The 25,436-nt window shown below is 73.6% G+C and carries 21 protein-coding genes and 1 tRNA gene; 16 read left to right on the forward strand and 6 right to left on the reverse strand.

What is annotated here, in order from left to right:
* Positions 1–52 precede the first annotated feature (52 nt).
* A complete protein-coding gene (locus tag V2J85_RS11805; protein ID WP_419836772.1) occupies positions 53–1,393 on the forward strand; it encodes a M14 family metallopeptidase in 1,341 nt (446 codons plus the stop codon).
* A gap of 113 nt (positions 1,394–1,506) precedes the next feature.
* On the opposite strand, the gene V2J85_RS11810 is transcribed toward V2J85_RS11805, so the two are convergent.
* Complete coding sequence (locus V2J85_RS11810) at positions 1,507–2,604, reverse strand: FAD-dependent oxidoreductase (RefSeq protein ID WP_330821553.1); 1,098 nt, start codon at positions 2,602–2,604, stop codon at positions 1,507–1,509.
* Between the two features lie 199 nt (positions 2,605–2,803).
* Between V2J85_RS11810 and V2J85_RS11815 the strand changes: the two genes are divergently transcribed.
* Positions 2,804–4,744: an FUSC family protein gene (locus V2J85_RS11815; protein WP_261954744.1), complete on the forward strand. Its 1,941-nt coding sequence runs from the start codon at positions 2,804–2,806 to the stop codon at positions 4,742–4,744.
* On the opposite strand, the gene V2J85_RS11820 is transcribed toward V2J85_RS11815, so the two are convergent.
* From V2J85_RS11820 to V2J85_RS11830, 3 genes are all read right to left on the reverse strand, one after another.
* On the reverse strand, positions 4,689–5,897 hold the full coding sequence (locus tag V2J85_RS11820; RefSeq protein ID WP_330821554.1) for a Cmx/CmrA family chloramphenicol efflux MFS transporter: 1,209 nt from the start codon (positions 5,895–5,897) through the stop codon (positions 4,689–4,691). The two genes, V2J85_RS11815 and V2J85_RS11820, sit on opposite strands and share 56 nt — an antisense overlap.
* 391 nt (positions 5,898–6,288) lie before the next feature.
* Positions 6,289–8,733, reverse strand: a complete 2,445-nt coding sequence (locus tag V2J85_RS11825; protein ID WP_261954742.1) for a Tex family protein — start codon at positions 8,731–8,733, stop codon at positions 6,289–6,291.
* A 136-nt stretch (positions 8,734–8,869) separates the two neighbouring features.
* On the reverse strand, positions 8,870–9,739 hold the full coding sequence (locus V2J85_RS11830; RefSeq protein WP_261954741.1) for an SCO6745 family protein: 870 nt from the start codon (positions 9,737–9,739) through the stop codon (positions 8,870–8,872).
* A gap of 152 nt (positions 9,740–9,891) precedes the next feature.
* Between V2J85_RS11830 and V2J85_RS11835 the strand changes: the two genes are divergently transcribed.
* Together V2J85_RS11835 and V2J85_RS11840 are read left to right on the forward strand one after the other, a co-directional pair.
* Complete coding sequence (locus tag V2J85_RS11835) at positions 9,892–10,851, forward strand: GlxA family transcriptional regulator (RefSeq protein WP_330821555.1); 960 nt, start codon at positions 9,892–9,894, stop codon at positions 10,849–10,851.
* 54 nt (positions 10,852–10,905) lie between these two features.
* Positions 10,906–11,562, forward strand: a complete 657-nt coding sequence (locus V2J85_RS11840; RefSeq protein WP_330821673.1) for a DJ-1/PfpI family protein — start codon at positions 10,906–10,908, stop codon at positions 11,560–11,562.
* A 6-nt stretch (positions 11,563–11,568) separates the two neighbouring features.
* Here V2J85_RS11840 and V2J85_RS11845 read toward each other — a convergent pair whose 3' ends face one another.
* Positions 11,569–12,339: an enoyl-CoA hydratase/isomerase family protein gene (locus V2J85_RS11845; RefSeq protein WP_330821556.1), complete on the reverse strand. Its 771-nt coding sequence runs from the start codon at positions 12,337–12,339 to the stop codon at positions 11,569–11,571.
* Between the two features lie 54 nt (positions 12,340–12,393).
* Here V2J85_RS11845 and V2J85_RS11850 point away from each other — a divergent pair, with 54 nt between their 5' ends.
* The 3 genes from V2J85_RS11850 to V2J85_RS11860 all read left to right on the forward strand — a co-directional run bounded on the left by V2J85_RS11850 (position 12,394) and on the right by V2J85_RS11860 (position 14,972).
* Entirely contained in the window at positions 12,394–14,052 is a 1,659-nt protein-coding gene (locus V2J85_RS11850; protein ID WP_330821557.1) for an ABC-F family ATP-binding cassette domain-containing protein, read from the forward strand.
* Between the two features lie 97 nt (positions 14,053–14,149).
* A tRNA-Met gene (locus tag V2J85_RS11855) sits at positions 14,150–14,223 on the forward strand.
* Between the two features lie 257 nt (positions 14,224–14,480).
* Complete coding sequence (locus V2J85_RS11860; protein ID WP_261954737.1) at positions 14,481–14,972, forward strand: ATP-binding protein; 492 nt, start codon at positions 14,481–14,483, stop codon at positions 14,970–14,972.
* Here the strand turns inward: V2J85_RS11860 and idi are convergent.
* Positions 14,947–15,558, reverse strand: a complete 612-nt coding sequence (gene idi, locus V2J85_RS11865; protein WP_261954736.1) for an isopentenyl-diphosphate Delta-isomerase — start codon at positions 15,556–15,558, stop codon at positions 14,947–14,949. The two genes, V2J85_RS11860 and idi, sit on opposite strands and share 26 nt — an antisense overlap.
* 560 nt (positions 15,559–16,118) lie before the next feature.
* Between idi and V2J85_RS11870 the strand changes: the two genes are divergently transcribed.
* From V2J85_RS11870 to hpnD, 9 genes are all read left to right on the forward strand, one after another.
* A complete protein-coding gene (locus V2J85_RS11870) occupies positions 16,119–17,924 on the forward strand; it encodes a DUF5941 domain-containing protein (RefSeq protein ID WP_261957342.1) in 1,806 nt (601 codons plus the stop codon).
* On the forward strand, positions 17,921–18,658 hold the full coding sequence (locus V2J85_RS11875; RefSeq protein ID WP_261954735.1) for a phosphocholine cytidylyltransferase family protein: 738 nt from the start codon (positions 17,921–17,923) through the stop codon (positions 18,656–18,658). The genes V2J85_RS11870 and V2J85_RS11875 overlap by 4 nt, the downstream gene beginning before the upstream one ends.
* On the forward strand, positions 18,646–19,707 hold the full coding sequence (locus tag V2J85_RS11880; protein ID WP_261954734.1) for an iron-containing alcohol dehydrogenase family protein: 1,062 nt from the start codon (positions 18,646–18,648) through the stop codon (positions 19,705–19,707). The genes V2J85_RS11875 and V2J85_RS11880 overlap by 13 nt, the downstream gene beginning before the upstream one ends.
* Positions 19,685–20,464, forward strand: coding sequence for a CDP-alcohol phosphatidyltransferase family protein (locus V2J85_RS11885; RefSeq protein WP_261954733.1), 780 nt, complete (start codon positions 19,685–19,687; stop codon positions 20,462–20,464). Before V2J85_RS11880 ends, V2J85_RS11885 begins: the two co-directional genes overlap by 23 nt.
* 14 nt (positions 20,465–20,478) lie before the next feature.
* Entirely contained in the window at positions 20,479–21,351 is an 873-nt protein-coding gene (locus V2J85_RS11890; protein ID WP_201805187.1) for a glycosyltransferase family 2 protein, read from the forward strand.
* A gap of 78 nt (positions 21,352–21,429) precedes the next feature.
* Positions 21,430–22,359 (forward strand): ABC transporter permease, encoded by a 930-nt coding sequence (locus V2J85_RS11895; RefSeq protein ID WP_261954732.1) that lies wholly within the window; start codon positions 21,430–21,432, stop codon positions 22,357–22,359.
* The gene (locus tag V2J85_RS11900) at positions 22,352–23,155 is read left to right on the forward strand and encodes an ABC transporter ATP-binding protein (RefSeq protein WP_261954731.1); all 804 of its coding nucleotides are present in this window, start codon (positions 22,352–22,354) and stop codon (positions 23,153–23,155) included. Before V2J85_RS11895 ends, V2J85_RS11900 begins: the two co-directional genes overlap by 8 nt.
* A gap of 449 nt (positions 23,156–23,604) precedes the next feature.
* Entirely contained in the window at positions 23,605–24,471 is an 867-nt protein-coding gene (gene hpnC, locus V2J85_RS11905; RefSeq protein WP_261954730.1) for a squalene synthase HpnC, read from the forward strand.
* Complete coding sequence (gene hpnD / locus V2J85_RS11910) at positions 24,468–25,421, forward strand: presqualene diphosphate synthase HpnD (RefSeq protein WP_410011243.1); 954 nt, start codon at positions 24,468–24,470, stop codon at positions 25,419–25,421. The genes hpnC and hpnD overlap by 4 nt, the downstream gene beginning before the upstream one ends.
* The last annotated feature ends 15 nt before the right edge of the window (positions 25,422–25,436 follow it).

A 25,436-nucleotide genomic window follows, 5' to 3' on the forward strand; every position in this document is an offset into this window, starting at 1 on the left:
CCACCGCCCCCGACGACCCCCACCGCTCACCCAAGGGAGGCACCCGCCCGTGATGCTCCGTACCCGCCGCCTCGTCCTCGCGACGCTGGCCTTCGGTCTGACCGCCACCCTCGGCGCGACCCTGCCGGCCTCACCCGCCCGCGCGACCGGAACGCACCTGCCCCGTACGGGATTCGAAACCAGCCATGGCGCCCGCTGGACCAGCGAGTTCGAGGAACAGCGCTTTCTGGCCACCGTCGACCGCGCCACCCCACGCGTCCGCATCGACCGGATCGGCACCACCGCGCAGGGCCGCCCGCTCCGGCTCGTCCGCATCGGCGCCCCGGCCCCCGCCTCCCCGGCCGCCGTACGGCGCGGCAACTCCGTACTGCTCATCTGCTCCCAGCACGGCGACGAGCCCTCCGGACGCGAGGCCTGCCTCGCCACGATCCGCGACCTCGCCTACGCCACCGACCCGGCCACCCGGCGCTTCCTCGCGCGGACCAGCGTGCTGGTCGTCCCCACCGCCAACCCCGACGGCCGGGCCGCCGACACCCGCGGCAACTCCGAGGGCACCGACATCAACCGCGACCACCTCGCCCTGAAGACCGCCGAGGCCCGCGCGATGGCCCGGGTGCTCCGCGACTACCGCCCCGACACCGTCTACGACCTGCACGAGTACGGCCCCACCGTGCCGTACTACATGAAGGACCTGCTGTCGCTGTGGCCGCGCAACCTCAACACCGCGGACCCGGTGCACCGGGAAGCCTCCTCGCTCTCCCAGGACTTCGTCGCCCCCGCCGTACGGAAGGCCGGCTTCAGCACCGGCGTCTACGGCATCTGGACCGACCCGGAGACCGGTGACCCCGTCAAGCAGGTCGCGGGCGACGGCCAGGAGCGGATCCTGCGCAACACCGCCGGCGTGAAGGGCTCGGTCGGGCTGCTGGTCGAGAGCCGGGTCGATGCCCTCACCGCCGCCGAGAAGGCCGACCCGGCGCTCAACAACAGACGCCGGGTCACCTCCCAACTCGCCGCCCTGAAAGGCGCGTTCGACTTCCTCGGGCAGCACCGGCGGCGCATCGAGGCGGCCACCACCGCTGCCCGGCTGACCGGTTACGCCGACCGCGGCCCGGTCTACCTCGGCGGCGCGGACAACGAGTCCCCCGCCCCCGGCCAGGTCCTGACCGACCCGCCGTGCGGCTACCGGCTCACCCCCGAGCAGTTCGCGCAGACCGGGGACGAGCTGGCGCTGCACGGCGTGACCGGCATCCGGGACCGGGACGGCTCGGTCGTCGTCCCGCTGCGCCAGTCCCTGCGCCGCCTCGTCCCGCTCCTGCTGGACGGCCGGGCCGCCTACCACCTCACCTCGGCCACACCACTGGCCGACTGCCCCCGGTCGGGCCGTACGGCGTAACGCCGGACGTCCCCGGGCGGGCTGTGGGGCCGGGGCCGCGCAGGAGGAACCGCTGCTCCGCCCCACGCCGGCCGCCTCCTCCCGCCCCGGCCTCCTTCTCCCGCCCCGGCTGCCTACCCCGGCCCCGACTCAGCCGCTCCCTCCCGCCCCGGCCCGCCCGGCTGTCCCCGTCCGGGCCCGTCCGCCTGTTCCCGCCCCGGCCCGTCCGCCTGTTCCCGCCCCGGCCCACCCAGGATTCGCCGCACCCACCCCACCACTTCGTCGGCGCACCCCCACGCCACGGTCACCCCCGCGCCCCCGTGTCCGTAGTTGTGGACGCACCACGTGCCGCCCGGCAGGCGCTCCGCCTCCAGCCGGACCGCGGGGCGTGACGGGCGCAGGCCCACCCTGTGTGCCAGGACCCGGGCCCGCGCCACCTCCGGGAAGGGTCCGGCGCAGCGCGCCACGATGGCCTCCGCCACCGCCGGATCCGGCTCCCGGGACCAGGCCCCCTCCCGCGCCGTACCGCCCAGCACCAGCCCGTACGGCTGCGGCAGCAGATACGTGGTGTCCGCCGCGCCGCCGTCCGCGGCCACGAACCACTCGCGCACGCCCGGGTTCGCGACGATGACCAACTGGCCCTGGACCGGCCGCACTTCGGGATCGGGGACGAGCTCGCGCGCGCCCAGGCCGGAGCAGTTCACCACCACCGAGGCGGTCCGCCCGGCCTCCTCCAGAGAGGCCGGCGCACGGCGTTCCAGCGTGCCGCCGGCCGCGGTCAGCCGCCGCTCCAGATAGCGGAGATGGGCCGGCATGTCCACCAGGGGGGTGCGTGCCCGCCATCCGGCCGCGGTCCCCGGGGGGAGTTCGTCCGGGCGGGCCGGCCGCAGTCCGGGAACGGCCGCGTACCAGGCGGAGAGGCCGTCGTCGTCGCCGGGCGCGGCCCCCGCCATCGTGCCCGTCACCAGCCGGGCACCGGTCTCCTCGGGCCGCCGCGCCAGGCCGGACAGCACCTCGAAGGACCGCACGGACCAGGCCACCGCCCGCTCGTAGGGCCGGATGCGGTACGGCCAGCACAGTCCGCCGGCCACCGCGGACGTCGTCGCGTCCGCCGCGTCCCGGCTCACCACCCGCACCCGGTGGCCGTGCTCCGCCAGCGCCACCGCCGAGGTCAGCCCGATGACGCCGCCGCCGACCACCCACACCTCGTCCGTGCCCGTGTCGCTCGTCATGGCGGGATGGTAGGAGGTGTCCCGCCGGGCCGGCATCCGGCGGCCGCCGCGGAAGCCGGACTTCCGCCATTGGTGATCTTGCGGTAACCCTCCGGCAGCGGGGCGGACGAACCAGGACCTTAGGCTGGGAGCAGCACCGTCGGCCGATGTCGCCCCTCGGATCCGCCCGCCGTCCGTACGCCGTCGACTGAGGAGGCCCATGCTCCGCGCGCAGCGCGCCGTGCCCGCCTGGCTCGCCCATCCGTTCCGCTGGCAGCGGCTGCCCGTGCCCTGGGCCGCCGTCGCCCGCGGCGCGCTCTGCGCCGGGCCGCTGCTCGGCGCGGGCATCGCCACCGGCCACCCGGCGCCCGGAGTGCTCGCCGCGCTCGGTTCCATGCTGGCCGGCGTCAACGACCGCCCCGGCACCCGCCGCACCGGCGTCGTGCACATCGGCCTGCCCGCGCTCGCCTCGGCGCTCGGGATGCTGGTCGGAGCCTCGCTGCGGGCCGTGGACGCGGGCTGGTGGGTCGTACCGGCGCTGTTCGTGGTCGGTTTCGTCTCCGGCGCGGGCAGCGTCGCCGGGCCGGTCCGCTCGAACGCGGGTATGCAGATGCTGGCCACCACGGTCCTGGGCGCCGGGATGCCGCTGCCCGGCGCGCCGTGGGCGAAGGCCCTGACCCTGCTCGCCGGCTGCCTGTGGCTGCTCCTGCTGCGCCTGGTGCTGCGCCCGCCGCGCCCGGCAGGCGGTGCGCTCAGCGGTGAGCGGGCCGCGGTCGCCACGGTCTTCGACGCGCTGGCCGACGCCCTGGGCGCGGCCGGCGGGCCCGGCGCCGAGCCCGCCCGGCGCCGGCTCAGCGCCGCTCTGGACCGCGCCGACGAGGCGCTGCGGCTGCGCCTGCTGACGGACCGGTTGCTGCGCCGTCCGGCCGGCCCGGACGAACTCCTGCTGGCCGAACGGTTCGCCGCGGCCACCGCGTTGTGCGAGGCCAGCGTCGCACTGCTGTGGGAGGCCCGGCCGCTGCCGGCCCGGGTCGCCGAGAGCCCCCGCCGGTTCGCCACCGCGCTGCGCACCGGGCGGCCACCGGGCCGGCTGTCCGCCCCCGAGACCAGCACGCCCGGCCGCGGGGCCTTCGACCAGGCGCTGCTGGACGCGGCGGTGGCGTTCGCCCGCAGCGAGCCGCTGACCAGGACCCGGCCGCGTGCGGGGCGGCCGGAACCGGCGCGGCGCGGGCACGAACTGCTCGGGCCGGCCGGGCGGGACTACGGCCTGCGGGTCGCGCTCTGCATCGCGGCGAGCGCGGCGGTGGCGCTGCTGCTGCGGGCCGACCACTGGTACTGGCTGCCGGCCACTGCCACCTTCCTGGTCAAGCCGGATCTGGGCCCGCTGTTCTCCCGTACCGTCAACCGCTTCGCCGGGACCGTCGCCGGGGTGCTGGTCTTCGCCGGGGCCGGTCTGCTGCTGACGGGGGAGTGGTGGCCCGCGCTGGTGGCGGGGGCGGGCGGGGCGCTGCTGCCGTTCGCCACCCGGCACTTCGCGCTGCAGACCGTGGCGATCACCCTCATGGTGCTGTCGTTCGTGTACGTCAGCGGCGCCCGGGAGGCGGCCGCCGAGCGGATCGTCGACACCTCCATCGCCTGCGGCATCGTGCTCGTCGTGGGGCATCTGCCGCGGCTCGCCGACCCCCGCCGCCGGGTCGGGCAGCGGGTCACCGCGGCGCTGCGGGCCACCGAACGCTTCCTGCGGCACGTCCTCGCGGCCCGCCCCGGTACGGACCCCGCCGAGCGGTTGGCGCTCCGCCGGGCCGCGTACCGGGCACTGGGGGAGGCCCGGGCGGCCGCGGAGACGGCCGCCGCCGAACTCCTGGCCGCCCGGGACCGCAACCCCGACTGGCCGGCCGTGGTCACCGCCGCCGAACGCATCGTGGACGCCGCGACCGCCTGCGCGGTACGGCTCGATCACGGCGCCCGCCGCCCGGGCGCCGAGGAGGCCGAGCGGCTGTGCCGGGCGCTCTCCGCGATGGCCGACGCCCTGGAGGACCCAGGGCGCCGGCCCGGCACGGCCCTGCCGGACGTCGAACTGCGGGCCGACCCGGACTGCGCGACGCTCACCGACGTCGCGGCGGAACTGGAACGCATCCGGGGGCACGCCGGGGCGGGCTGAGCCGGCGGGAGGCGGCGAGGGCCACGCCGCCCACCGCCAGCGCGAGCGCCACGAGCAGGGCGCTGACCCCCACCGGAGCCCGGTAGCCGAACCCGGCGGCGAGCGCGGCGCCGCCCAGCCACGGGCCCAGCGCGGCGCCCACGTTGAGCGCCGCCGTGGCGAACCCGCCGGCCAGCGTCGGTGCCCCGGTCGCCGCGTAGAGCGCCCGCGCGACCAGGGTGGAGCCGACCCCGAACGACAGCGCCCCCAGGGCGGGGACGAGCAGCAGGGCCGCCACCGGACTGCCGGCCGTCAGCGCCAGCAGCGTCCATCCGGTGAGCAGCGCCGCGCCGCCGGCGAGCAGCAGCGGGACCGGGCGGGTGTCGGCCAGCCGCCCGCCGGCGCTCACCCCGGCGAACGCGCCCAGCCCGAAGAGCGCCAGTACGGCCGGCACCCAGCCGGTGCCGATCCCGGCGACCTCGGTGACCAGCGGTGCGAGATAGGTGAAGGTGCAGAAGGTGGCGCCGTTCACCAGCGCGCCCAGGAGCAGGGTCAGCAGCAGCCGCGGTGAGCGCAGCGTCCGCAGCTCGCCCCGCACCCGCACCGGCTCGCCGTCCGGCGCCCGTCCGCCGTCGGCCGGGACCGAGCGGACGATCGCCACCAGGGCCGGCACCGAGACCGCGGCGACCGCCCAGAACGCCGAGCGCCACCCGCAGGCCGCACCGAGCAGCGCACCGGCGGGCACGCCCGCGACGCAGGCCAGGGTGGTGCCGCCCAGCAGCACGGAGGTGGCCCGGCCCTTGGCGTCCGGGGCGACCACGGAGGTCGCGGTGGCCAGGGCCACGGCCAGGAACCCGGCGTTGGCCAGTGCGGCGACGACCCGGGTGGCCAGCAGCACCGGAAAGCTGGTGGTGACCGCGCCGACCACATGGACCAGCAGGAAGGTGACCAGGAACGCCGGCAACGCCCGGCGGGGCGGCCGGCGCCGGGCGAGCAGCGCCATCAGGGGCGCCCCGACACCCATTCCGACGGCGAACGCCGAGGTCAGTGAGCCCGCGGCGGACAGCGGGACGCGCAGATCGGCGGCGATGTCCGGCAGCAGACCGGACAGCATGAACTCGGAGGTGCCTTGCGCGAAGACGGCGAGTCCGAGCAGATACAGGAAGAAGGGCACAGCAACACTCCGCAACCACGGTGTGGATCGACGCGCGTCACCTCACCGGGGCGCAGCGGAACGCCCGGGCACCTGAGGGTTCGACGCGGATCCTGACGGGACATCAGGACGGGAAGGCCGTGCGCACGACGGCGCTGACGGCAGGGGTGACGATCCGGTGGCGGCGGAGCACAAGGAGGCGACGGCGCGACGGCGGAAATGCCGGGCCGGCGGGGCAACGCGAAAAGCCACCGGACGGCCGGTGGCTAGCGTCTTGATGCCTCGGGGCTGGACATGGGCGCAGACTAACGGCGGCCCGCCGGTCCGGTCCACGCAATAAATGCGCTACGCGCAGGGCGAGGCCCCGGGGGTCAGGAGACTCCCCGGGGCCCGTCCGTATCCGGCGGTCCGGTCAGCGGCCGCCGCCGTCCTTGCCCAGCAGCCCGGCCCGGCGCAGCGCGTCCGCCATGGCGTCGTTGGCCGGCCCGGCGTCCCGGCCGCCTCCGCGGCGGTCACCGCCCCGGCCGCCGCCCTGCCGGCCGCCGCCGCCCTGGCGCTGCCGCGGCGCGCCGCCCCGGCCGCCGTCGCGCGGTCCGCGTCCGCCGTCCGCACCGCCGCGGCGCTCGCCGCCGCCCGCGGGGGCGCCCTTGCCGGGCTCGTCGTCCAGTCGCAGGGTCAGCGAGATCCGCTTGCGCGGGATGTCGACGTCGAGCACCTTGACCCGCACGATGTCGCCGGGCTTCACCACGTCCCGCGGGTCCTTGACGAAGGTCCGCGACATCGCCGAGACGTGGACCAGGCCGTCCTGGTGGACACCGACGTCCACGAACGCCCCGAAGGCGGCGACATTGGTCACCACGCCCTCCAGGAGCATCCCCGGCTCCAGGTCGCCGATCTTCTCCACGCCCTCCTTGAAGGTCGCGGTCTTGAACACCGGACGCGGGTCCCGGCCCGGCTTCTCCAGTTCCTGGAGGATGTCGGTCACCGTCGGCAGCCCGAAGGAGTCGTCGACGAACTCGGCCGGCTTCAGGGTGCGCAGCACCGCCGTGTTGCCGATCAGCGAACCGACCTCGGTGCCCGCCGACTTCACCATCCGGCGCACCACCGGATACGCCTCCGGGTGCACGCTGGAGGCGTCCAGCGGGTCGTCGCCGCCCCGGATCCGCAGGAAGCCCGCGCACTGCTCGTACGCCTTCGGGCCGAGCCGCGCCACGTCCTTGAGGGCCTTGCGGGAGCGGAACGGGCCGTTGGCGTCGCGGTGCGCAACGATGTTCTCGGCCAGGCCGGAACCGATGCCCGACACCCGCGACAGCAGCGGCGCGGAGGCGGTGTTGACGTCCACGCCGACGCCGTTGACGCAGTCCTCGACCACCGCGTCCAGCGAGCGCGAGAGCTTCACCTCGGACAGGTCGTGCTGGTACTGCCCGACGCCGATCGACTTCGGGTCGATCTTGACCAGTTCGGCCAGCGGGTCCTGCAGGCGGCGGGCGATGGACACCGCGCCGCGCAACGACACGTCCAGGTCCGGCAGTTCCTGGGAGGCGAAGGCGGACGCGGAGTAGACCGAGGCGCCGGCCTCGGACACCATCACCTTCGTCAGCTTCAGCTCCGGCTGCGCCGCGATCAGATCGGCCGCCAGCTTGTCGGTCTCACGGGAGGCGGTGCCGTTGCCGATCGCGATCAGCTCGACCCGGTGCTCACGGGCCAGCTTCGCCAGGGTGGCCAGCGAGGCGTCCCACTTCTGCTGCGGGACGTGCGGGTAGATGGTGTCGGTGGCGGCCACCTTGCCGGTGGCGTCCACCACCGCGACCTTCACACCCGTACGGAAGCCGGGGTCCAGGCCCATCGTGGCGCGGGTGCCGGCCGGCGCCGCGAGCAGCAGATCGCGCAGGTTCGACGCGAAGACCCGCACCGCCTCGTCCTCGGCGGCCTGCCGCAGCCGGAGCCGCAGATCGATGCCCAGATGCACCTGGACGCGGGTGCGCCAGGCCCAGCGGACGGTGTCCAGCAGCCAGGAGTCGGCCGGGCGCCCGCGGTCCGCGATCCCGAACTTCCCGGCGATGGACCGCTCGTAGGAACTCGGCCCCTCGGTGGCCGCCGACGGGTCCTCCGGCTCCAGGGTGAGGTCGAGGACCTCCTCCTTCTCGCCCCGGAACATGGCCAGCACCCGGTGCGAGGGCAGCTCGGTGAACGGCTCGGCGAAGTCGAAGTAGTCGGCGAACTTCGCGCCGGCCTCCTCCTTGCCCTCGCGGACCTTCGCCGTCACCTGACCGCGCGACCACATCCGCTCCCGCAGCTCACCGATCAGGTCCGCGTCCTCGCCGAACCGCTCGGTCAGCACGGCCCGCGCACCGTCCAGGGCGGCCGCCGGATCGGCCACGCCCTTGTCCGGGTCCACGAACGCCGCGGCGGCCGCGGCCGGCTCCACGGAGGGGTCGGCGAGCAGCCCGTCGGCGAGCGGCTCCAGACCGGCCTCCCGCGCGATCTGCGCCTTGGTGCGGCGCTTGGGCTTGAACGGGAGGTAGATGTCCTCCAGCCGGGCCTTGGAGTCGGCGCCGCGGATCTGCGCCTCCAGGGCGGCGTCCAGCTTGCCCTGGGACCGTACGGACTCCAGGACCGCGGTGCGCCGCTCCTCCAGCTCCCGCAGGTAGCGCAGCCGCTCCTCCAGCGAGCGCAGCTGCGCGTCGTCGAGCGTGCCGGTGGCTTCCTTGCGGTAGCGCGCGATGAACGGGACGGTCGAGCCACCGTCGAGCAGTTCGACCGCGGCCTTCACCTGCCGCTCCTTGACGCCGAGCTCCCCGGCGATCCGCGCTTCGATGGACCCGAGGGCCCCGATGGGCTCAGTGGCTGCCGTCACGTTGATCCTGCCCGCCTTCCAGCTCTTGCTTGAGCCTGCATTGTGCCGGGTGACCGAGCGGACTGTCGCGCCGCCCAGCCGGTGGGCGGCACCGGGGTGCGCGCGGTGCCGGCACACCCCGGTGGCCGCGCGCGGCCTACTTGCCGAACAGGGCGGCGGGGAACGCACCGGCGTTCATGACGGCGGTGGTGAAGCCGGTCGCCAGCTCGGTGAGCCGGGCCACGCCCGCCGCGCCCAGGTGCTCGTACGGGGCCCGGTCCAGGCGGTCGGTGGCCTCCTCCAGGTCCTTGCGCAGCGCGACGCCGGCCTCGGTCAACTGGCCCTCGCCGTCCAGCAGACCGCGCGACCGCAGCCGCTCCTGGGCGGCCTGCCAGTCCTCCTCGGACCAGCCGCGGGTCGCCAGGACGCCCCGGTGGCTCATCCCGCGGCCGGTCGCGGTGTGGCTGACCAGGGCCTCCAGCCCGTCCAGTTCGGCGTCCAGCAGTGCCACCAGGTGGCCGTCGCCGCGGTGTTCGCGCAGCAGGGTCGCGGCGTGCCAGTAGGCCAGGTGCGGGGCGTTTGGCACCGGGAGGTCGGCGTGCGCGGCGTACAGCGGCCGGGCCCGGCGGGTACAGGCCTCGGTGGCGCGCAGTGCCAGCTCGGCGGCCTCCGCCATCTCCGGCGACGCCAACGCCTCGTCACCGAGCAGCCGGCGCAGGGTCGCGTCGGCGGCCCGCAGCCGGGCGTCGAGCACGTCCTGCGGCGTGGTCTTCGTCCACACCTCCGGGAGGTGCCGGGCGATCAGCTCGTACTTGAAGTTGTAGAAGGTGGCCGCGACGGTGCCGGGGCCGACCGCCCCCATCGCCGCGCTGCGGCAGACGAAGTAGCCGGCCCTGGAGTCCTCGACACCGACCTCGGCCATCTCGGCGGCCAGCTCCGGCGCGAAGTAGTGCGTGGAGTGGAAGGGGTTGATGACGTTGTGGCACGTGCGGCCGGCCCGCTCGGGCAGTGCGCTGTGAGAGGTCATGCGGGCAGGGTACCGACCCGTCGGTATGGCGTCGGCGGCAGGGCCGCGACGGCCGCCCCGACGGCTTCCGCGGTGGCCCTGACCAGGCAATGGCAGGAAAGGTGGGAAACCCGTCATTGCCGCCATCGGCGCCGCTGCCGAGGATGGGCGGTATGGAACAGCGCGAGGTGCTGGTCGTCCTCTTCGACGGCGTGCAGGCCCTGGACGTCACCGGGCCGGTGGAGGTCTTCAGCGGCGCGGCGCAGGCCGTCCCCGGCGCCTACCGGATCCGTACGGCCGCCGTGGACGGCGCCCCGGTGCGCACCACCAGCGGTCTGACCCTGGTCCCCGACACCACGCTCGCCGCCGCCGGGCCGCCGCACACCCTGCTGGTACCGGGCGGCCACACCGACGCCCCCGACCCGCGGCTGGTCGACTGGCTGCGGAACAACGCCCACCGGGCCCGGCGGAAGGTCTCGGTGTGCAGCGGGGCGATGCTGCTGGCCGAGGCCGGGCTGCTGGACGGCCGGCGCGTGACCACCCACTGGATGCTGTGCGACCTCCTCGCCGAACGGTTCCCCGCGGTACGGGTGGAGGCCGACCCGATCTACGTGCGGGACGGCGACCTGGCCACCTCCGCGGGCGTGACGGCCGGCATCGACCTGGCGCTGGCCCTCGTCGAGGAGGACCTCGGCCGGGACCTCGCGCTCACTATCGCCCGGCACCTGGTGGTGTTCCTGCGCCGGCCGGGCAACCAGAAGCAGTTCAGCGCCCAGCTCGCCGCCCAGACCGCGCAGCGGCGGCCGCTGCGCGACGTCCAGCAGTGGATCACCGAGAATCCGGCCGCCGACCTGTCCGTCGACGCCCTCGCCGCCCGTGCCGGGCTGTCCCCGCGCCACTTCGCCCGGGCGTTCCGCGACGAGGTCGGTATGACGCCGGGTCGCTATGTCGACCGGGTGCGGCTGGAGGCCGCCCGCCGCTGCCTGGAGGACACCGCCGACGGCATCGCCCAGGTGGCCCGCCACTGCGGCTACGGCACCCCCGAGGCGATGCGCCGCGCCTTCCTCCGCGCCCTGGCCGCCTCCCCGGCCGAATACCGCCGCCGCTTCCAGCCGGCCCCCGCGGCCCGCTGAACGGCCACCCCTCTCCCCGACCCTTCCGAGCCACTCCTCCCGATGGGAAACACCATGCAGATCGCGATCCTCCTCTACGACCGCTTCACCACCCTGGACGCCATCGGCCCCTACGAGACGCTCAGCCGCATCCCCGGCGCCGAGACGGTGTTCGTCGGCGAGCGCGCCGGGACGTACCGCAGCGACCTCGGCGCCGTGGGGCTGGTCGCGGACGCCGCGCTGGACGAGGTCACCGCGCCCGACCTCCTCGTCGTCCCCGGCGGCCCGGGGCAGACCGCGCACATGGCGGACGGGCCGCTGCACGACTGGATCCGCGCCGTGGACGCCGCCACGACCTGGACCACCTCGGTGTGCACCGGCTCGCTGCTCCTGGCGGCAGCCGGCCTCCTCAAGGGGCGCCGGGCCACCTCCCACTGGCTCGGACTGGACCACCTGGCGGCCCTGGGCGCCGAGCCGACCGGGGAGCGGGTGGTCTTCGACGGCAAGTACGTCACCGCGGCCGGGGTCTCGTCCGGCATCGACATGGGCCTGCGGCTGGCCGGCCGGATCGCCGGGGACACCGCGGCCCAGATCATCCAGCTCGGCATCGAATACGACCCGCAGCCGCCCTACGACGCGGGCTCCCCGGAGAAGGCGCCGGCCGAGGTCACCGCGGCGCTGCGGGACCACGGCCGGTCCCTGCTCAGCGGAGGGCGGGAGCCGAACGCGTAGCGCCGCTCACTCGGCGGGCCAGGTGAACCGCGGCGGCCTGCGCTGCAGGAAGGCGGCGGCACCCTCGGCGGTGTCGCCGCTCGCCCGGGCCTCGGCGGCCCAGTGGGCGCTGCGCTCCTCCGCCTCGTCCGGCGGCACGTCCCAGGTGCCGTTGGCCAGTTCCTTCGCCGCCGTCTGCGTCAGCAGCGACCGGCTCGCCAGTACGGCCGAGAACTCCGCGACCCGCTTGCCCAGCTCCCCCTCGGCCAGCACCTCGTCCACCAGCCCGGTCCGCAGCGCCCGCGCACAGTCGATCAACTCGCCGGAGAACAACAGGTACTTGGCGGACGAGAGCCCGACCAGGCGGACCAGCCGCCGGGTGGCGGACGCCGGGTAGACCACCGCCAGCTTGGCCGGCGTCACCCCGAACAGCGCCCCCTCCTCCGCGAACCGCAGATCGCAGGCGGCCGCCAACTGGGCGCCGCCGCCCACGCAGTAGCCGCGTATCGCCGCCAGCGTCGGCTTCGGGAAGGCGGCCAGCGCCTCCTCGGCCGCCACCGCCAGCCCCTGCGACTCCTGGGCCGTCCCGCGCAGCGAGGCGATGTCCGCGCCCGCGCAGAACGTCCCGCCGGCGCCGGTCAGCACCAGCGACCGCACCGCCCGGTCGGCCGCCAGCCGCGCCAGCAGGGGCGGCAGATCCCGCCACATCTGGACGGTCATCGCATTGCGCTTGCCGGTGTTGCTGATGGTGACGGTCGCTGTACCGTCGCTGACGTGCGTCGTGAGGCCCGGTTCCATGCCCGGATATTAGAGCGACCGCGGCCCGGGCGGCCGACTACGATCGACCGCCTGATGTCAGCAACCCTCGTCGCCAAAGACCTCGCCGCCGGCCACGGCGAGCGCATCCTGTTCTCCGGTCTCGATCTGGTCGTCGCCCCCGGGGACGTGATCGGTCTCGTCGGCGCCAACGGCGCGGGCAAGTCCACCCTGCTGCGCCTGCTGGCCGGTCTGGACACCCCCGAGGAGGGCGCGCTCTCCCTCAGCCCGCCCACCGCCACCGTCGGCCACCTCCCGCAGGAGCCCGACCGCCGCCCCGGAGAGACCGTACGGGCCTTCCTCGCCCGCCGAACCGGCGTCAGAGACGCCCAGCGCGCCCTGGACGACGCCACCGAGGCCCTGGCCGAGGAGCGCCCCGGCGCCGACGACGCCTACGACACGGCCTTCACGCGCTGGCTCGACCTCGGCGCCGCCGACCTCGACGAACGCGCCGAGGAGACCGCCGCGCAGCTCGGCCTCACGGTCGGCCTCGACCAGCCGATGACCGCCCTCTCCGGCGGACAGGCCGCCCGGGCCTCGCTCGCCTCCCTGCTGCTCTCCCGCTACGACGTCTTCCTGCTGGACGAGCCGACCAACGACCTGGACCTGGACGGTCTGCACCGGCTGGAGGAGTTCGTCACCGGCCTGCGCGCCGGCACCGTCCTGGTCAGCCACGACCGCGAGTTCCTGGCCCGCACGGTCAACCGCGTGCTCGAACTCGACCTCGCCCAGCAGCAGGTCAACAGCTACGGCGGCGGCTACGCCTCCTATCTGGAGGAACGCGCCCGGGCCCGGCGGCACGCCCGCGAGCAGTACGAGGAGTACGCCGATACCAGGGCCGCCCTGGAGACCCGCGCCCACACCCAGCGCAACTGGATGGAGAAGGGCGTCCGGAACGCCCGCCGCAAGGCCCCCGACAACGACAAGATCGGCCGCAAGGGCCGCGTCGAGGCCACCGAGAAGCAGGCCGCCAAGGCCAAGCAGACCCAGCGCCTGATCGAGCGGCTGGAGGTCGTCGAGGAGCCCCGCAAGGAGTGGGAGCTGCGGATGGAGATCGCCGCCGCGCCCCGGGCCGGCGCGGTCGTCGCGACCCTGCGCGACGCCGCCGTCCGGCGCGGTGACTTCCGCTTCGGCCCGGTGGACCTGCAGATCGACTGGGCGGACCGGGTCGCCATCACCGGCCCCAACGGCTCCGGCAAGTCCACCCTGCTGGCCGCCCTGCTCGGCCGGCTCCCGCTGGACGCCGGGCAGGCCTCGCTCGGCCCCGGCGTGGTGGTCGGCGAGATCGAGCAGGCCCGCGGCCGGCTCTTCGGCGGGCAGCAGCTGGGCGACCAGCCGCTGATGGACGCCTTCCGCGCCGCCGTGCCGGACCTGCCGCCCGCCGACGTCCGCACCCTGCTCGCGAAGTTCGGGCTGAAGGCCGCCCATGTGCTGCGCCCGGCGCACACCCTCTCGCCGGGTGAGCGGACCCGGGCCGCGCTGGCCCTCCTCCAGGGACGCGGGGTCAACCTCCTCGTCCTGGACGAGCCGACCAACCACCTCGACCTGCCGGCCATCGAGCAGCTGGAGTCCGCGCTCGCCTCGTACCCGGGCACGCTGCTGCTGGTGACGCACGACCGGCGGATGCTGGACGCGGTGCACACCACGCGGCGGATCGAGGTCGAGGCCGGGCGGATCACCGACCGGGCGGTGTGACCCGGGCGGGCCGGGGCGAGGCGCCGCGCCGGCCCGCGGTCGGTCGGTTTATCGATTTGGATCTGCGGCGGGCGACCCGTAAGGTGGGGGCAACCGACGCGGGGTGGAGCAGCTCGGTAGCTCGCTGGGCTCATAACCCAGAGGTCGCAGGTTCAAATCCTGTCCCCGCTACTGCACACACAGCAGGCCCGGTGCCCCGGCACCGGGCCTGCTGTGCTGTCCGCCCCTGCCGCCGGGCCGGGCGAGCCCGATGGCGGGATCGCAGGGGTGCCGTTCCCGGGGAATCCACGAACCCGGCACAAAGAGAACAGGGCCGGTCCTCAGCCCGCGGGAAACTCTCGGAATCCGCCAAAAGCCGTCGATAGGCGCTGACTTGTGTTCAGCAGGCCGGTACGGACCAGCGCATTCTCAACACTCTTCCTGTGAGGATGCCTTCCGGACCCCCCGCAGAACCCCCCGACGAGCTGACCTCCCCGCTCGCGTACGAAGGTGTCTGGCGCTTCACCGCACCGGCACTGGAGTCCTCGGTGCCGCAGGCGCGCCACGCGGTCCGGGACCTGCTCGCCGAACAGCACGTGCCGGTCGCCGCGGACATCATGGACGGCCTGCTGCTCATCGTCTCCGAACTGGTCACCAACGCCGTCCGGCACGCCGCCCTGCTCTCGCCCCAGATCGCCGTCCAGGTCACCATCGGCGCCAACTGGCTGCGGGTCGCGGTCGAGGACGACCACCCCTACCGCCCCAAGGCACTGGAGGCGGACCAGGGCGACGTCGGGGGCCGCGGGCTGTGGCTGGTCAAGACCGTCACCGCCGAGGTGGGCGGCAAATGCGACGTCGAGCACACGACCGGCGGCGGCAAGGCGATCTGGGCCGAGCTGCCGCTCACCCCGCTGGCTACCAGCCCGCCGACCGCCCGGTGAGCTCCCGCACCGCCGGGCGCGCCGCGTCCAGCACGGTCATGAACCACGCGGAGAACGGCGCCTCGGCATGCCGCTCGGCCAGCTCCGCCGGCGTCACGAACGCGATCTCGCCGATCTCCTCCGGGTCCGGCGCCGGCTCGGCCCGCACCAGACCCACGAACAGGTGGTTGTACTCCTGCTCCACGAGCCCGGAGGACGGATCGGGATGGTTGTAGCGCACCGTGCCCGCCTCGGCCAGCAGCGCCGGCGCCACACCCAGCTCCTCCGCGGTCCGGCGGGCCGCCGCCGCGAACGGCGCCTCGCCGGGATACGGATGACCGCAGCAGGTGTTGGACCACACACCGGGGGAGTGGTACTTCCCCAGCGCCCGGCGCTGGAGCAGCAGCCGGCCCTTCTCGTCGAAGAGGAAGACCGAGAACGCCCGGTGCAGCTGCCCGGGAGGCTGGTGCGCCGCGAGCTTCTCCGCGGTGCCGATCGTCGTACCGTCCTCGTCGACCAGCTCCAGCATGATCGGTTCGGCGGCGCCGCCCGGCGTGCGCACCGCCGCGTCCTCGGCGGTCTGTCCGTTGGCAGGTGTGATCGGCATGCCCATCCTTGTCGTCGGTCTTCGACGTCAAGTCTGCCCTAGCCGGGTCCGCATCACCGGCACAGCGGGTGCGCGGCGCCACACCTCCCGCGCGTCCGGTCACAAGTGCGCCCACCTGGCATCCACCGTGAGAGGGGCCACACCAGGGGGCCGCCCGCGGACACCGCCCGAGGCGGTCCCCGGGACTCCGGAACGGCCGCCGCACCGGCCGCGGGCGCTCCCCGCCCGGCGGCATGGCCCTGGCCACACCGCTCACGGCACAACCCGCCCGCCCCGTGACCAGCCCGCTCATAACCGGCACCTGGAACGGCAGCCGCGATCGCGGCCCAGTTGTTCATGCGCCACCCCATCCACCATGATGATCGCGGCAGGCGCAGCCGTCGGTCACTCGATCGTGCGGTGAATGCGCGGTGAACGGCCGCATCCGGCGATCCGATAGCCTCTGCCGACGTGCCACCCGGCCCTCCGGGCGCCCGGTGTGCCACGCCCGCTGCCCGGGTAGTCCGTATCGAATGCGGTCGACCGGCGCTGCCTTGTCAGCCTCCAAGGAGTGAGTTCGTCTGTCGACCGCCATCCTCACCGGTCCGCCGGTCGCCGGGTCGCCGCTCGAAGCCGACCTGCGCACGCTCGGCTTCGACGTCCGTACGGCGGACGACGCCGCCTCCGCCGCCGCGCTGCTCGCCGAGGTGCCCGCACAGGAGCGGGTCGCCCTCGTCGACCCCCGCTTCGTCGGCCACCTGCACGCCCTGCGGCTCGCGCTGACCGACCCGCGCTTCCCGGCCGCCGCCGTGCCGGGCGCGCTCACCGCACAGGCCGCGGCCCGCCCCGCGCTGGCCCGCGCGGTCGGCCGGATCCCGGTCGGCGCCGGCACCGCCCACCTCACGGACGTCCTCACCGAGACGCTCACCGAGTCCCTGGACCGCGACGACACCGGTCTGCACCGCGTCGAGCTGGGCAGCCTGGTCGCCACTGTCGCGCTCACCCCCGCCCAGCGCGAGGAGGCCCGCGAGGCGGTCGCGGCCGTCGACGACGAGGCGGTCCGGCTGCGCACCGCGGTGAAGTCCCGCGACGGCTTCTTCACGACCTTCTTCATCAGCCCGTACTCCCGCTACCTCGCCCGCTGGTGCGCGCGCCGCGGCCTCACCCCCAACCAGGTCACCACCGCGTCCCTGCTCACCGCGCTGATAGCGGCGGGCGGCGCGGCCACCGGCACCCGCGCCGGCTTCGTCGCCGCGGGCGTGCTGCTGCTCCTCTCCTTCGTCCTGGACTGCACCGACGGGCAGCTCGCCCGCTACTCCCTGCAGTACTCGACGCTGGGCGCCTGGCTGGACGCCACCTTCGACCGGGCCAAGGAGTACGCCTACTACGCGGGCCTGGCGCTGGGCGCCGCCCGGGGCGGGGACGACGTATGGGCCCTGGCGCTCGGCGCGATGGTCCTGCAGACCTGCCGGCACGTCGTCGACTTCGCCTTCAACGAGGCCAACCACGACGCCGCCGGCAACACCAGCCCCACCGCGGCGCTCTCCGACAAGCTCGACAGCGTCGGCTGGACGGTCTGGGTCCGCCGCATGATCGTGCTGCCGATCGGCGAACGCTGGGCCATGATCGCCGTCCTCACGGCGCTGACCACCCCGCGCATCGTCTTCTACGCCCTGCTCATCGGCTGTGCGCTGGCCGCCTGCTACACCACGGCCGGCCGGGTGCTGCGCTCGCTGACCCGGCGGGCCCGGCGCACCGACCGCGCCGCCCGGGCCCTGGCCGACCTCGCCGACTCCGGGCCGCTCGCCGAGCTGATCGCCCGCGGCGCGCACGGCCGCGGCCGGACCGGGTCCTTCCTCGCCCCGGCTATGGCATTTCTCTCGACCGCGGTGCTGCTGGTCTGGGTGATCTTCGAGAGCGACCCGGCGTCCTGGCTCACCGTGGGCGTCGCCGCCTGCTCCGCGCTGCTGGCCGGTGCGGCGGTGTCCCGGCCGCTCAAGGGCGCCCTCGACTGGCTCGTCCCGCCCTTCTTCCGGGCCGGCGAGTACGTCACGATCCTGGTGCTGGCCGCCCGCGCGGACGTGCCCGGAGCGCTCCCCGCGGCGTTCGGGCTGGTCGCGGCCGTCGCCTACCATCACTACGACACCGTCTACCGCATCCGCGGTGGCACCGGGGCCCCGCCGCGGTGGCTGGTCCGGGCAACCGGCGGCCACGAGGGACGCGTCCTCGTAGTGACCGTCCTGGCAGCCGCGCTGTCCCCTGAAGGTTTCACAATCGCGCTCACGGCCCTGGCCGTGGTCCTGGCGCTGCTGGTGCTCATCGAGAGCATCCGCTTCTGGGTCTCCTCCGGAGCACCCGCCGTACACGATGAAGGAGAACCCGCATGATCGGCCTCGTGCTGGCTGCCGGCGCCGGACGGCGTCTGCGCCCCTACACCGACACCCTGCCCAAGGCCCTGGTGCCGGTTGACGGGGACACCACCATCCTCGACCTGACCCTCGGCAACTTCGCCGAGATCGGCCTGACCGAGGTCGCGATCATCGTCGGCTACCGCAAGGAGGCCGTGTACGAGCGCAAGGAGGCCCTGGAGCAGAAGTACGGCCTCAAGCTCACCCTGATCGACAACGACAAGGCCGAGGAGTGGAACAACGCCTACTCCCTGTGGTGCGGCCGTGACTCCATCAAGCACGACGTGATCCTCGCCAACGGCGACACCGTGCACCCGGTCTCCGTCGAGAAGACCCTGCTCGCCGCCCGCGGCAACGGCCAGAAGATCATCCTCGCGCTGGACACCGTCAAGCAGCTCGCCGACGAGGAGATGAAGGTCGTCGTGGACCCCGACAAGGGCGTCCAGAAGATCACCAAGCTGATGGACCCGGCCGAGGCGACCGGTGAGTACATCGGTGTCACCCTCATCGAGGGCTCCGCCGCCGACGAGCTGGCCGACGCCCTGAAGACCACCTTCGAGCGGGACCCCGACCTCTACTACGAGGACGGCTACCAGGAGCTGGTCAACCGCGGCTTCAAGGTGGACGTGGCCCCGATCGGCGACGTCAAGTGGGTCGAGATCGACAACCACGACGACCTGGCGAAGGGCCGTGACATCGCATGCCAGTACTGACCCGCCTCATTCCGTCCCCGGTCGTCGTCGACATCAACGCCGGCGCCCTGGACGACCTGGCGGGCCTGCTGGCCGATCAGCGCATCTCCGCGTCCGGCAAGCTCGCCATCGCGATCAGCGGCGGCTCGGGGGCACGGCTGCGTGAGCGGCTGTCCCCCGCGCTGCCCGGCGCCGAGTGGTACGAGGTCGGCGGCGGCACCCTGGACGACGCGATCAAGCTCGCCGACGCCATGAAGAAGGGGCACTACGACGCGGTCGTGGGCCTCGGCGGCGGCAAGATCATCGACTGCGCCAAGTTCGCCGCCGCGCGGATCGGCCTGCCGCTGGTCGCCGTCGCGACGAACCTGTCGCACGACGGCCTGTGCTCGCCGGTCGCGACGCTCGACAACGACGCCGGCCGCGGCTCCTACGGTGTGCCGAACCCGATCGCCGTGGTGATCGACCTCGACATCATCCGCGAGGCCCCGGTCCGCTTCGTCCGCTCCGGCATCGGCGACGCGATCTCCAACATCTCCGCGGTCGCGGACTGGGAGCTCTCGCACCGCGAGACCGGCGAGGCGATCGACGGACTGGCCGCCGCCATGGCGCGCCAGGCCGGCGAGGCCGTACTGCGGCACCCCGGAGGAGTCGGCGACGACAACTTCCTCCAGGTGCTCGCCGAGGGCCTGGTCCTCACCGGCATCTCGATGTCGGTGGCCGGCGACAGCCGCCCGGCGTCCGGCGCCTGCCACGAGATCAACCACGCCCTGGACATCCTCTACCCCAAGCGCGCCGCGAGCCATGGCGAGCAGTGCGGCCTCGCCGCCGCCTTCGCCACGCATCTGCGCGGGGACAAGGAGACCCGGGACCTGATGGTCGAGGTGCTGCGCCGGCACGGACTGCCGGTCACGCCGGGTGAGATCGGCTTCACCGACGAGGAATTCGTCGAGGCCGTCGCGTACGCACCCAAGACCCGCCCCGGGCGCTACACGATCCTGGAGCACCTCGACCTGTCCACCGACCAGATCAGGGACGCTTACGCCGACTATGCACAAGCCATCGGTAGCTGAGCTCCGCCCGGTCGTTCACCCCCCGGGGGTGAAGGACCGGCGGAGCGGCGAGCACTGGGCCGGCCGGCTCTACATGCGCGAGATCTCGCTGCGCATCGACCGCCACCTGGTGAACACCCGGGTCACGCCCAACCAGCTGACCTACCTGATGACCCTGTTCGGCGTCCTCGCCGCCCCGGCCCTGCTGGTGCCGGGGGTCTGGGGCGCCGTGCTCGGCGTGCTGATGGTGCAGCTGTACCTGCTGCTCGACTGCGTCGACGGCGAGATCGCCCGGTGGCGCAAGCAGTACTCGCTGGCCGGTGTCTGGATGGACCGGGTCGGCGCGTACCTCACCGACGCCGCCGTGCTCGTCGGCTTCGGCCTGCGCGCCGCCGATCTGTGGGGCTCGGGCCGGATCGACTGGCTGTGGGCCTTCCTCGGCACGCTGGCCGCCCTCGGCGCCATCCTGATCAAGGCGGAGACGGACCTGGTCGGCGTGGCCCGCGCGCAGAGCGGCAAGGAGCAGGTCAAGGAGGCCGCGTCGGAGATGCGCTCCTCCGGCATGGCGCTGGCCCGCAAGGCCGCCGCCGCGCTGAAGTTCCACCGGCTGATCCTCGGCGTCGAGGCGTCCTTGCTGATCGTGGCCCTGGCGATCGTCGACCAGATCAGGGGCGATCTGTTCTTCTCCCGTCTGGGCGTCGCCGTGCTCGCCGGCATCGCGCTCGTCCAGACGCTGCTCCACCTCGTGTCCATCCTCGCCTCCAGCAGGCTCAAGTGACGGGGGCGTCCCAGATGCGCGTCGGTGCGGTGATCATCACCATGGGCAACCGCCCCGAGGAGCTGCGTGCGCTGCTGGACTCGGTGGCCAAGCAGGACGGCGATCCGATCGAGGTCGCCGTCGTCGGCAACGGTTCGCCGCTGCCGGAGCTGCCCGAGGGCGTGCGGACCGTCGAGCTCCCGGAGAACGTCGGCATCCCGGCCGGCCGGAACGTCGGCATCGAGGCGTTCGGGCCGGCCGGCCGCGAGATGGACGTCCTGCTCTTCCTCGACGACGACGGGCTGCTGGCCCGGGAGGACACCGCCGAGCTGTGCCGCGAGGCGTTCGCCAAGGACCCCGAGCTCGGGATCATCAGCTTCCGGATCGCCGATCCGGACACCGGCGAGACCCAGCGCCGGCACGTTCCCCGGCTGCGCGCGTCCGACCCGATGCGCTCCTCGCGGGTGACCACCTTCCTCGGGGGCGCGAACGCGGTGCGCACCAAGGTCTTCGCGGAGGTCGGCGGGCTGCCCGACGACTTCTTCTACGCCCATGAGGAGACCGACCTGGCCTGGCGGGCGCTGAACGCCGGCTGGATGATCGACTACCGGTCGGACATGGTCCTGTACCACCCGACGACGGCACCGGCCCGGCACGCGGTCTACCACCGGATGGTGGCCCGCAACCGGGTCTGGCTGGCCCGCCGCAACCTCCCCGCCGCACTGGTTCCGGTCTATCTCGGTGTCTGGTTCCTGCTCACCCTCGCCCGTCGCCCCTCGCGACCGGCGCTGCGGGCCTGGCTGGGCGGCTTCAAGGAGGGCTGGGCCACCCCGTGCGGTCCCAGGCGTCCCATGAAGTGGGCTACCGTTTGGCGACTGACCCGGCTGGGCCGCCCTCCCGTCATCTGACAAGCTCGTATCTGAGAGCATCAGGCGCGAACCGGGGCGTGGCCCCGGCAGCGCACCTTGAGGACGAAAGTGTCAACTGTGAGCGAGACCACGCACGACAGTGCGGTCGCCATGAGTGCCCCGGCAGCTTCCGACGAAGGGCTGACCGCGGCGCAGCGGGCCCAGAAGTACGGGCTCGCGCAGAGCGGGGCGCGTCCGAGCCTCCCCGAGTACGTCCGGCAGCTGTGGCACCGGCGGCATTTCATCTCCGCCTTCGCCAGCGCCAAGCTGACCGCACAGTACAGCCAGGCCAAGCTGGGCCAGGTCTGGCAGGTGGCGACGCCCCTGCTGAACGCGCTCGTCTACTACTTGATCTTCGGCCTGCTGATCGGCACGCGGAAGGGCGTCCCCGACTTCGTGCCGTTCCTGGTGACCGGCGTCTTCATCTTCACCTTCACCCAGAGCTCGGTGATGGCCGGTACCCGGGCGATCTCCGGCAACCTGGGCCTGGTGCGGGCGCTGCACTTCCCGCGGGCCTGCCTGCCGATCTCGTTCTGCCTGATGCAGCTGCAGCAGCTGCTGTTCTCCATGGGCGTGCTGGTCCTGATCCTGCTCGGCTTCGGGCAGATGCCGACCTGGTCGTGGTTCCTGGTGTTCCCGGCGCTGCTGCTGCAGTTCGTGTTCAACACGGGTCTGGCGATGGTCATGGCGCGGCTGGGTTCCAAGACCCCGGACCTGGCGCAGCTGATGCCGTTCATCATGCGGACGTGGATGTACGCGTCCGGCGTGATGTTCAGCATCGACCTGATCCTGAAGGGCAAGCACGTCCCGCAGTTCGTGGAGGTGCTGCTCAACGCGAACCCGGCGGCGGTCTACATCGACCTGATGCGCTTCGCGCTGATCGACAGCTTCACGGCGAGCAAGCTGCCCCCGCACGTGTGGGCGTTCGCCGGCGGCTGGGCGCTGCTGATGGGCGTCGCCGGCTTCGTGTACTTCTGGAAGGCTGAGGAGCGGTACGGACGTGGCTGAGCAGAACAACGGAGTGCAGCCGACGGCGGCCGCCCAGGAGCGGATCCCGACCGTGATCGCGGACGATCTGCACATCGTCTACCGCGTCTACGGCACGGGCGCGGGCAAGGGCAGCGCCACCGCGGCGCTGAACCGCATCATCCGCCGCAAGCCCTCCACCGGTGTGCGCGAGGTGCACGCGGTCAAGGGCGTCTCCTTCACCGCCTACCGCGGGGAGTCGATCGGCCTGATCGGCTCGAACGGCTCGGGCAAGTCCACCCTGCTCAAGGCGGTCGCCGGCCTGCTGCCGGCCGAGCGCGGCAAGGTCTACACGCACGGCCAGCCCTCCCTGCTGGGTGTCAACGCGGCCCTGATGAACGACCTGACCGGCGAGAAGAACGTCGTCCTCGGCGGCCTGGCCATGGGTATGTCGCGTGAGCAGATCCGGGAGCGCTACGACGGGATCGTCGACTTCTCCGGCATCAACGAGAAGGGCGACTTCATCTCGCTGCCGATGCGCACCTACTCCTCGGGTATGGCGGCGCGGCTGCGGTTCTCCATCGCCGCGGCCAAGGACCACGACGTGCTGATGATCGACGAGGCGCTGGCCACCGGCGACCGCGCCTTCCAGAAGCGCTCCGAGGCCCGCATCCGCGAGCTGCGCAAGGAGGCCGGCACGGTCTTCCTGGTCAGCCACAACAACAAGTCCATCCGCGACACCTGCGACCGCGTGCTGTGGCTGGAACGCGGCGAGCTGCTGATGGACGGCCCCACCGACGAGGTCATCAAGGCCTACGAGAAGGAGACCGGCAAGTAGTCCTCCTCGCACCTGGAAGGCCCCCGCGGGTCCGCCCGCGGGGGCCTTCGACGGTGAAGAAATGGTCAACTCCGCGGACAACGGGAACAGTTCGCCCGAAGTGGATGTTGACCGGATCGTTGCCGCGGGCTTCGGTACCCACTCGGACGCAAGGGAGATGTACGGCGTAAGCTGTACGGGTGCCGAACAGTACAAGTGGCACAAGTCGGGCAATACTCACCCAAGAGGGCGATGAGGCTCGATCGGGGCGCGTCGTCGGAGGCGGCGTGTCCGAAATAGGATGTTTTAGCTTGGCGGTGTAGAACGGGAGACGTGACGGCAATGGCTACTGGTTCGCTCCGGCACCGAAATGCGCCGGGCAGCCCACGGTGAGCCGAGACAACGAGCGGGCGCGTCGCGCCTTCCTCCGAAGGGTGGCGGCGGGTGACGGGCGGGACCAGACGCGCACCGTGCTCGATCAGGCCGCACACGAGAACTTCCCGGTCGCGCCGTTCTTCCTGCCCCGCGCCTGGCGGGCCGACCTGATGGCCGTGTACGGCTTCGCCCGGCTCGTCGACGACATCGGCGACGGCGACCTCGCGCCCGGTGGCGGCGACGCCGTACTCCTCGGGCTCGACCGGGCACAGTTCGACGACCGGCCCGCGCTGCTCGACGCCCTGGAGGCGGACCTGGCGCGCGTCTTCAGCGACCGCGCGCCCGGCCCCAAGCACCCGCTGATGCGCCGCCTCGGCCCGACCGTCCGCCGCTGCGAGCTGACCCCCGAACCGTTCCTCGGCCTGATCGAGGCCAACCGCCAGGACCAGCGGGTGAGCCGCTACGCCACGTACGACGACCTGGCCGCCTACTGCGAGCTGTCCGCCAACCCCGTCGGCCGGCTCGTCCTCGGCATCACCGGCACCGCCAGCCCCGAGCGCCTCCGCCGCTCGGACGCCGTCTGCACCGCCCTGCAGATCGTCGAGCACATCCAGGACGTGGCCGAGGACCTGGGGCGCGACCGCATCTACCTCCCCGCCGAGGACCTGAAACGCTTCGGCGTCTCGGAAGCCGATCTGGCCGCCCCGAGCGGGGGCGCATCGGTGCGCGCACTGATCGCCTACGAGGCGGAACGCGCCCGTGACCTGCTGGATGAAGGCACCGCGCTGGTGGGTAGCGTCCACGGCAGACTCAAGCTGCTGCTGGCCGGTTTCGTCGCCGGCGGACGTGCCGCACTCCAGGCGGTCGCGGCCGCCGAACACGACGTACTCCCTGGACCGCCCAAACCGACCAAGCTCAGCCTGCTGCGCGAGGTGGGGGCGACATTGCGAAGAGAGGGGTGAGTCGGACCGTGGAGGCAACCGCACACGCGTCCGCGCCGGTGCTCGCTGCATACCGCTACTGCGAAGCCATCACCGGGCAGCAGGCGCGCAACTTCGCCTACGGCATCCGGCTGCTGCCGACCGACAAGCGCCACGCGATGTCGGCGCTCTACGCCTTCTCCCGCCGGGTCGACGACATCGGCGACGGCAATCTGGAGCCCGCCGCCAAGCGGCAGCGCCTGGAGGACACCCGGGCGCTGCTGGCCCGTATCAAGGACGGCCGGCTCGACGAGGACGACACCGACCCGGTGGCCGTCGCCCTCGCCGACGCCGCCCGCCGCTTCCCCGTCCCGCTCGACGCGCTGGACGAGCTGATCGACGGCGTGCTGGCCGACGTGCGCGGCGAGACCTACGAGACCTGGGACGAGCTCAAGGTCTACTGCCGCTGCGTCGCCGGCGCCATCGGCCGGCTCTCGCTCGGCGTGTTCGGCACCGTGCCCGGCGCACAGGACCCCGAGCGCGCTGCCGAGTACGCCGACACCCTCGGTCTCGCCCTCCAACTCACCAACATCCTCCGGGACGTTCGGGAGGACGCCGGCAACGGCCGGACCTACCTCCCCGCCGAGGACCTCGCCAAGTTCGGCTGCGCGGCCGGGTTCGCCCACCCCGTGCCGCCGCCCGGTTCCGACTTCGCCGGTCTGGTCCACCATGAGGTGCAACGCGCCCGCGCGCTGTTCGCCGAGGGCTTCCGGCTGTTGCCGATGCTCGACCGGCGCAGCGGCGCCTGCGTGGCCGCGATGGCCGGCATCTACCACCGCCTGCTCACCCGGATCGCCGCCGACCCCGAGGCGGTGCTGCGCGGCCGGGTCTCGCTGCCCGGCTGGGAGAAGGCGTTCGTCGCGGTGCGCGGCCTGTCCGGGCTCGACGCGCGGGCGATCGGCCGCCGGCAGGCCGTACGGAGGCGCGGATGACCGGCCGGGCCACGC

Source organism: Streptomyces bugieae (assembly GCF_036352915.1).
Taxonomy (GTDB): Bacteria; Actinomycetota; Actinomycetes; order Streptomycetales; family Streptomycetaceae; genus Streptomyces; species Streptomyces endophytica.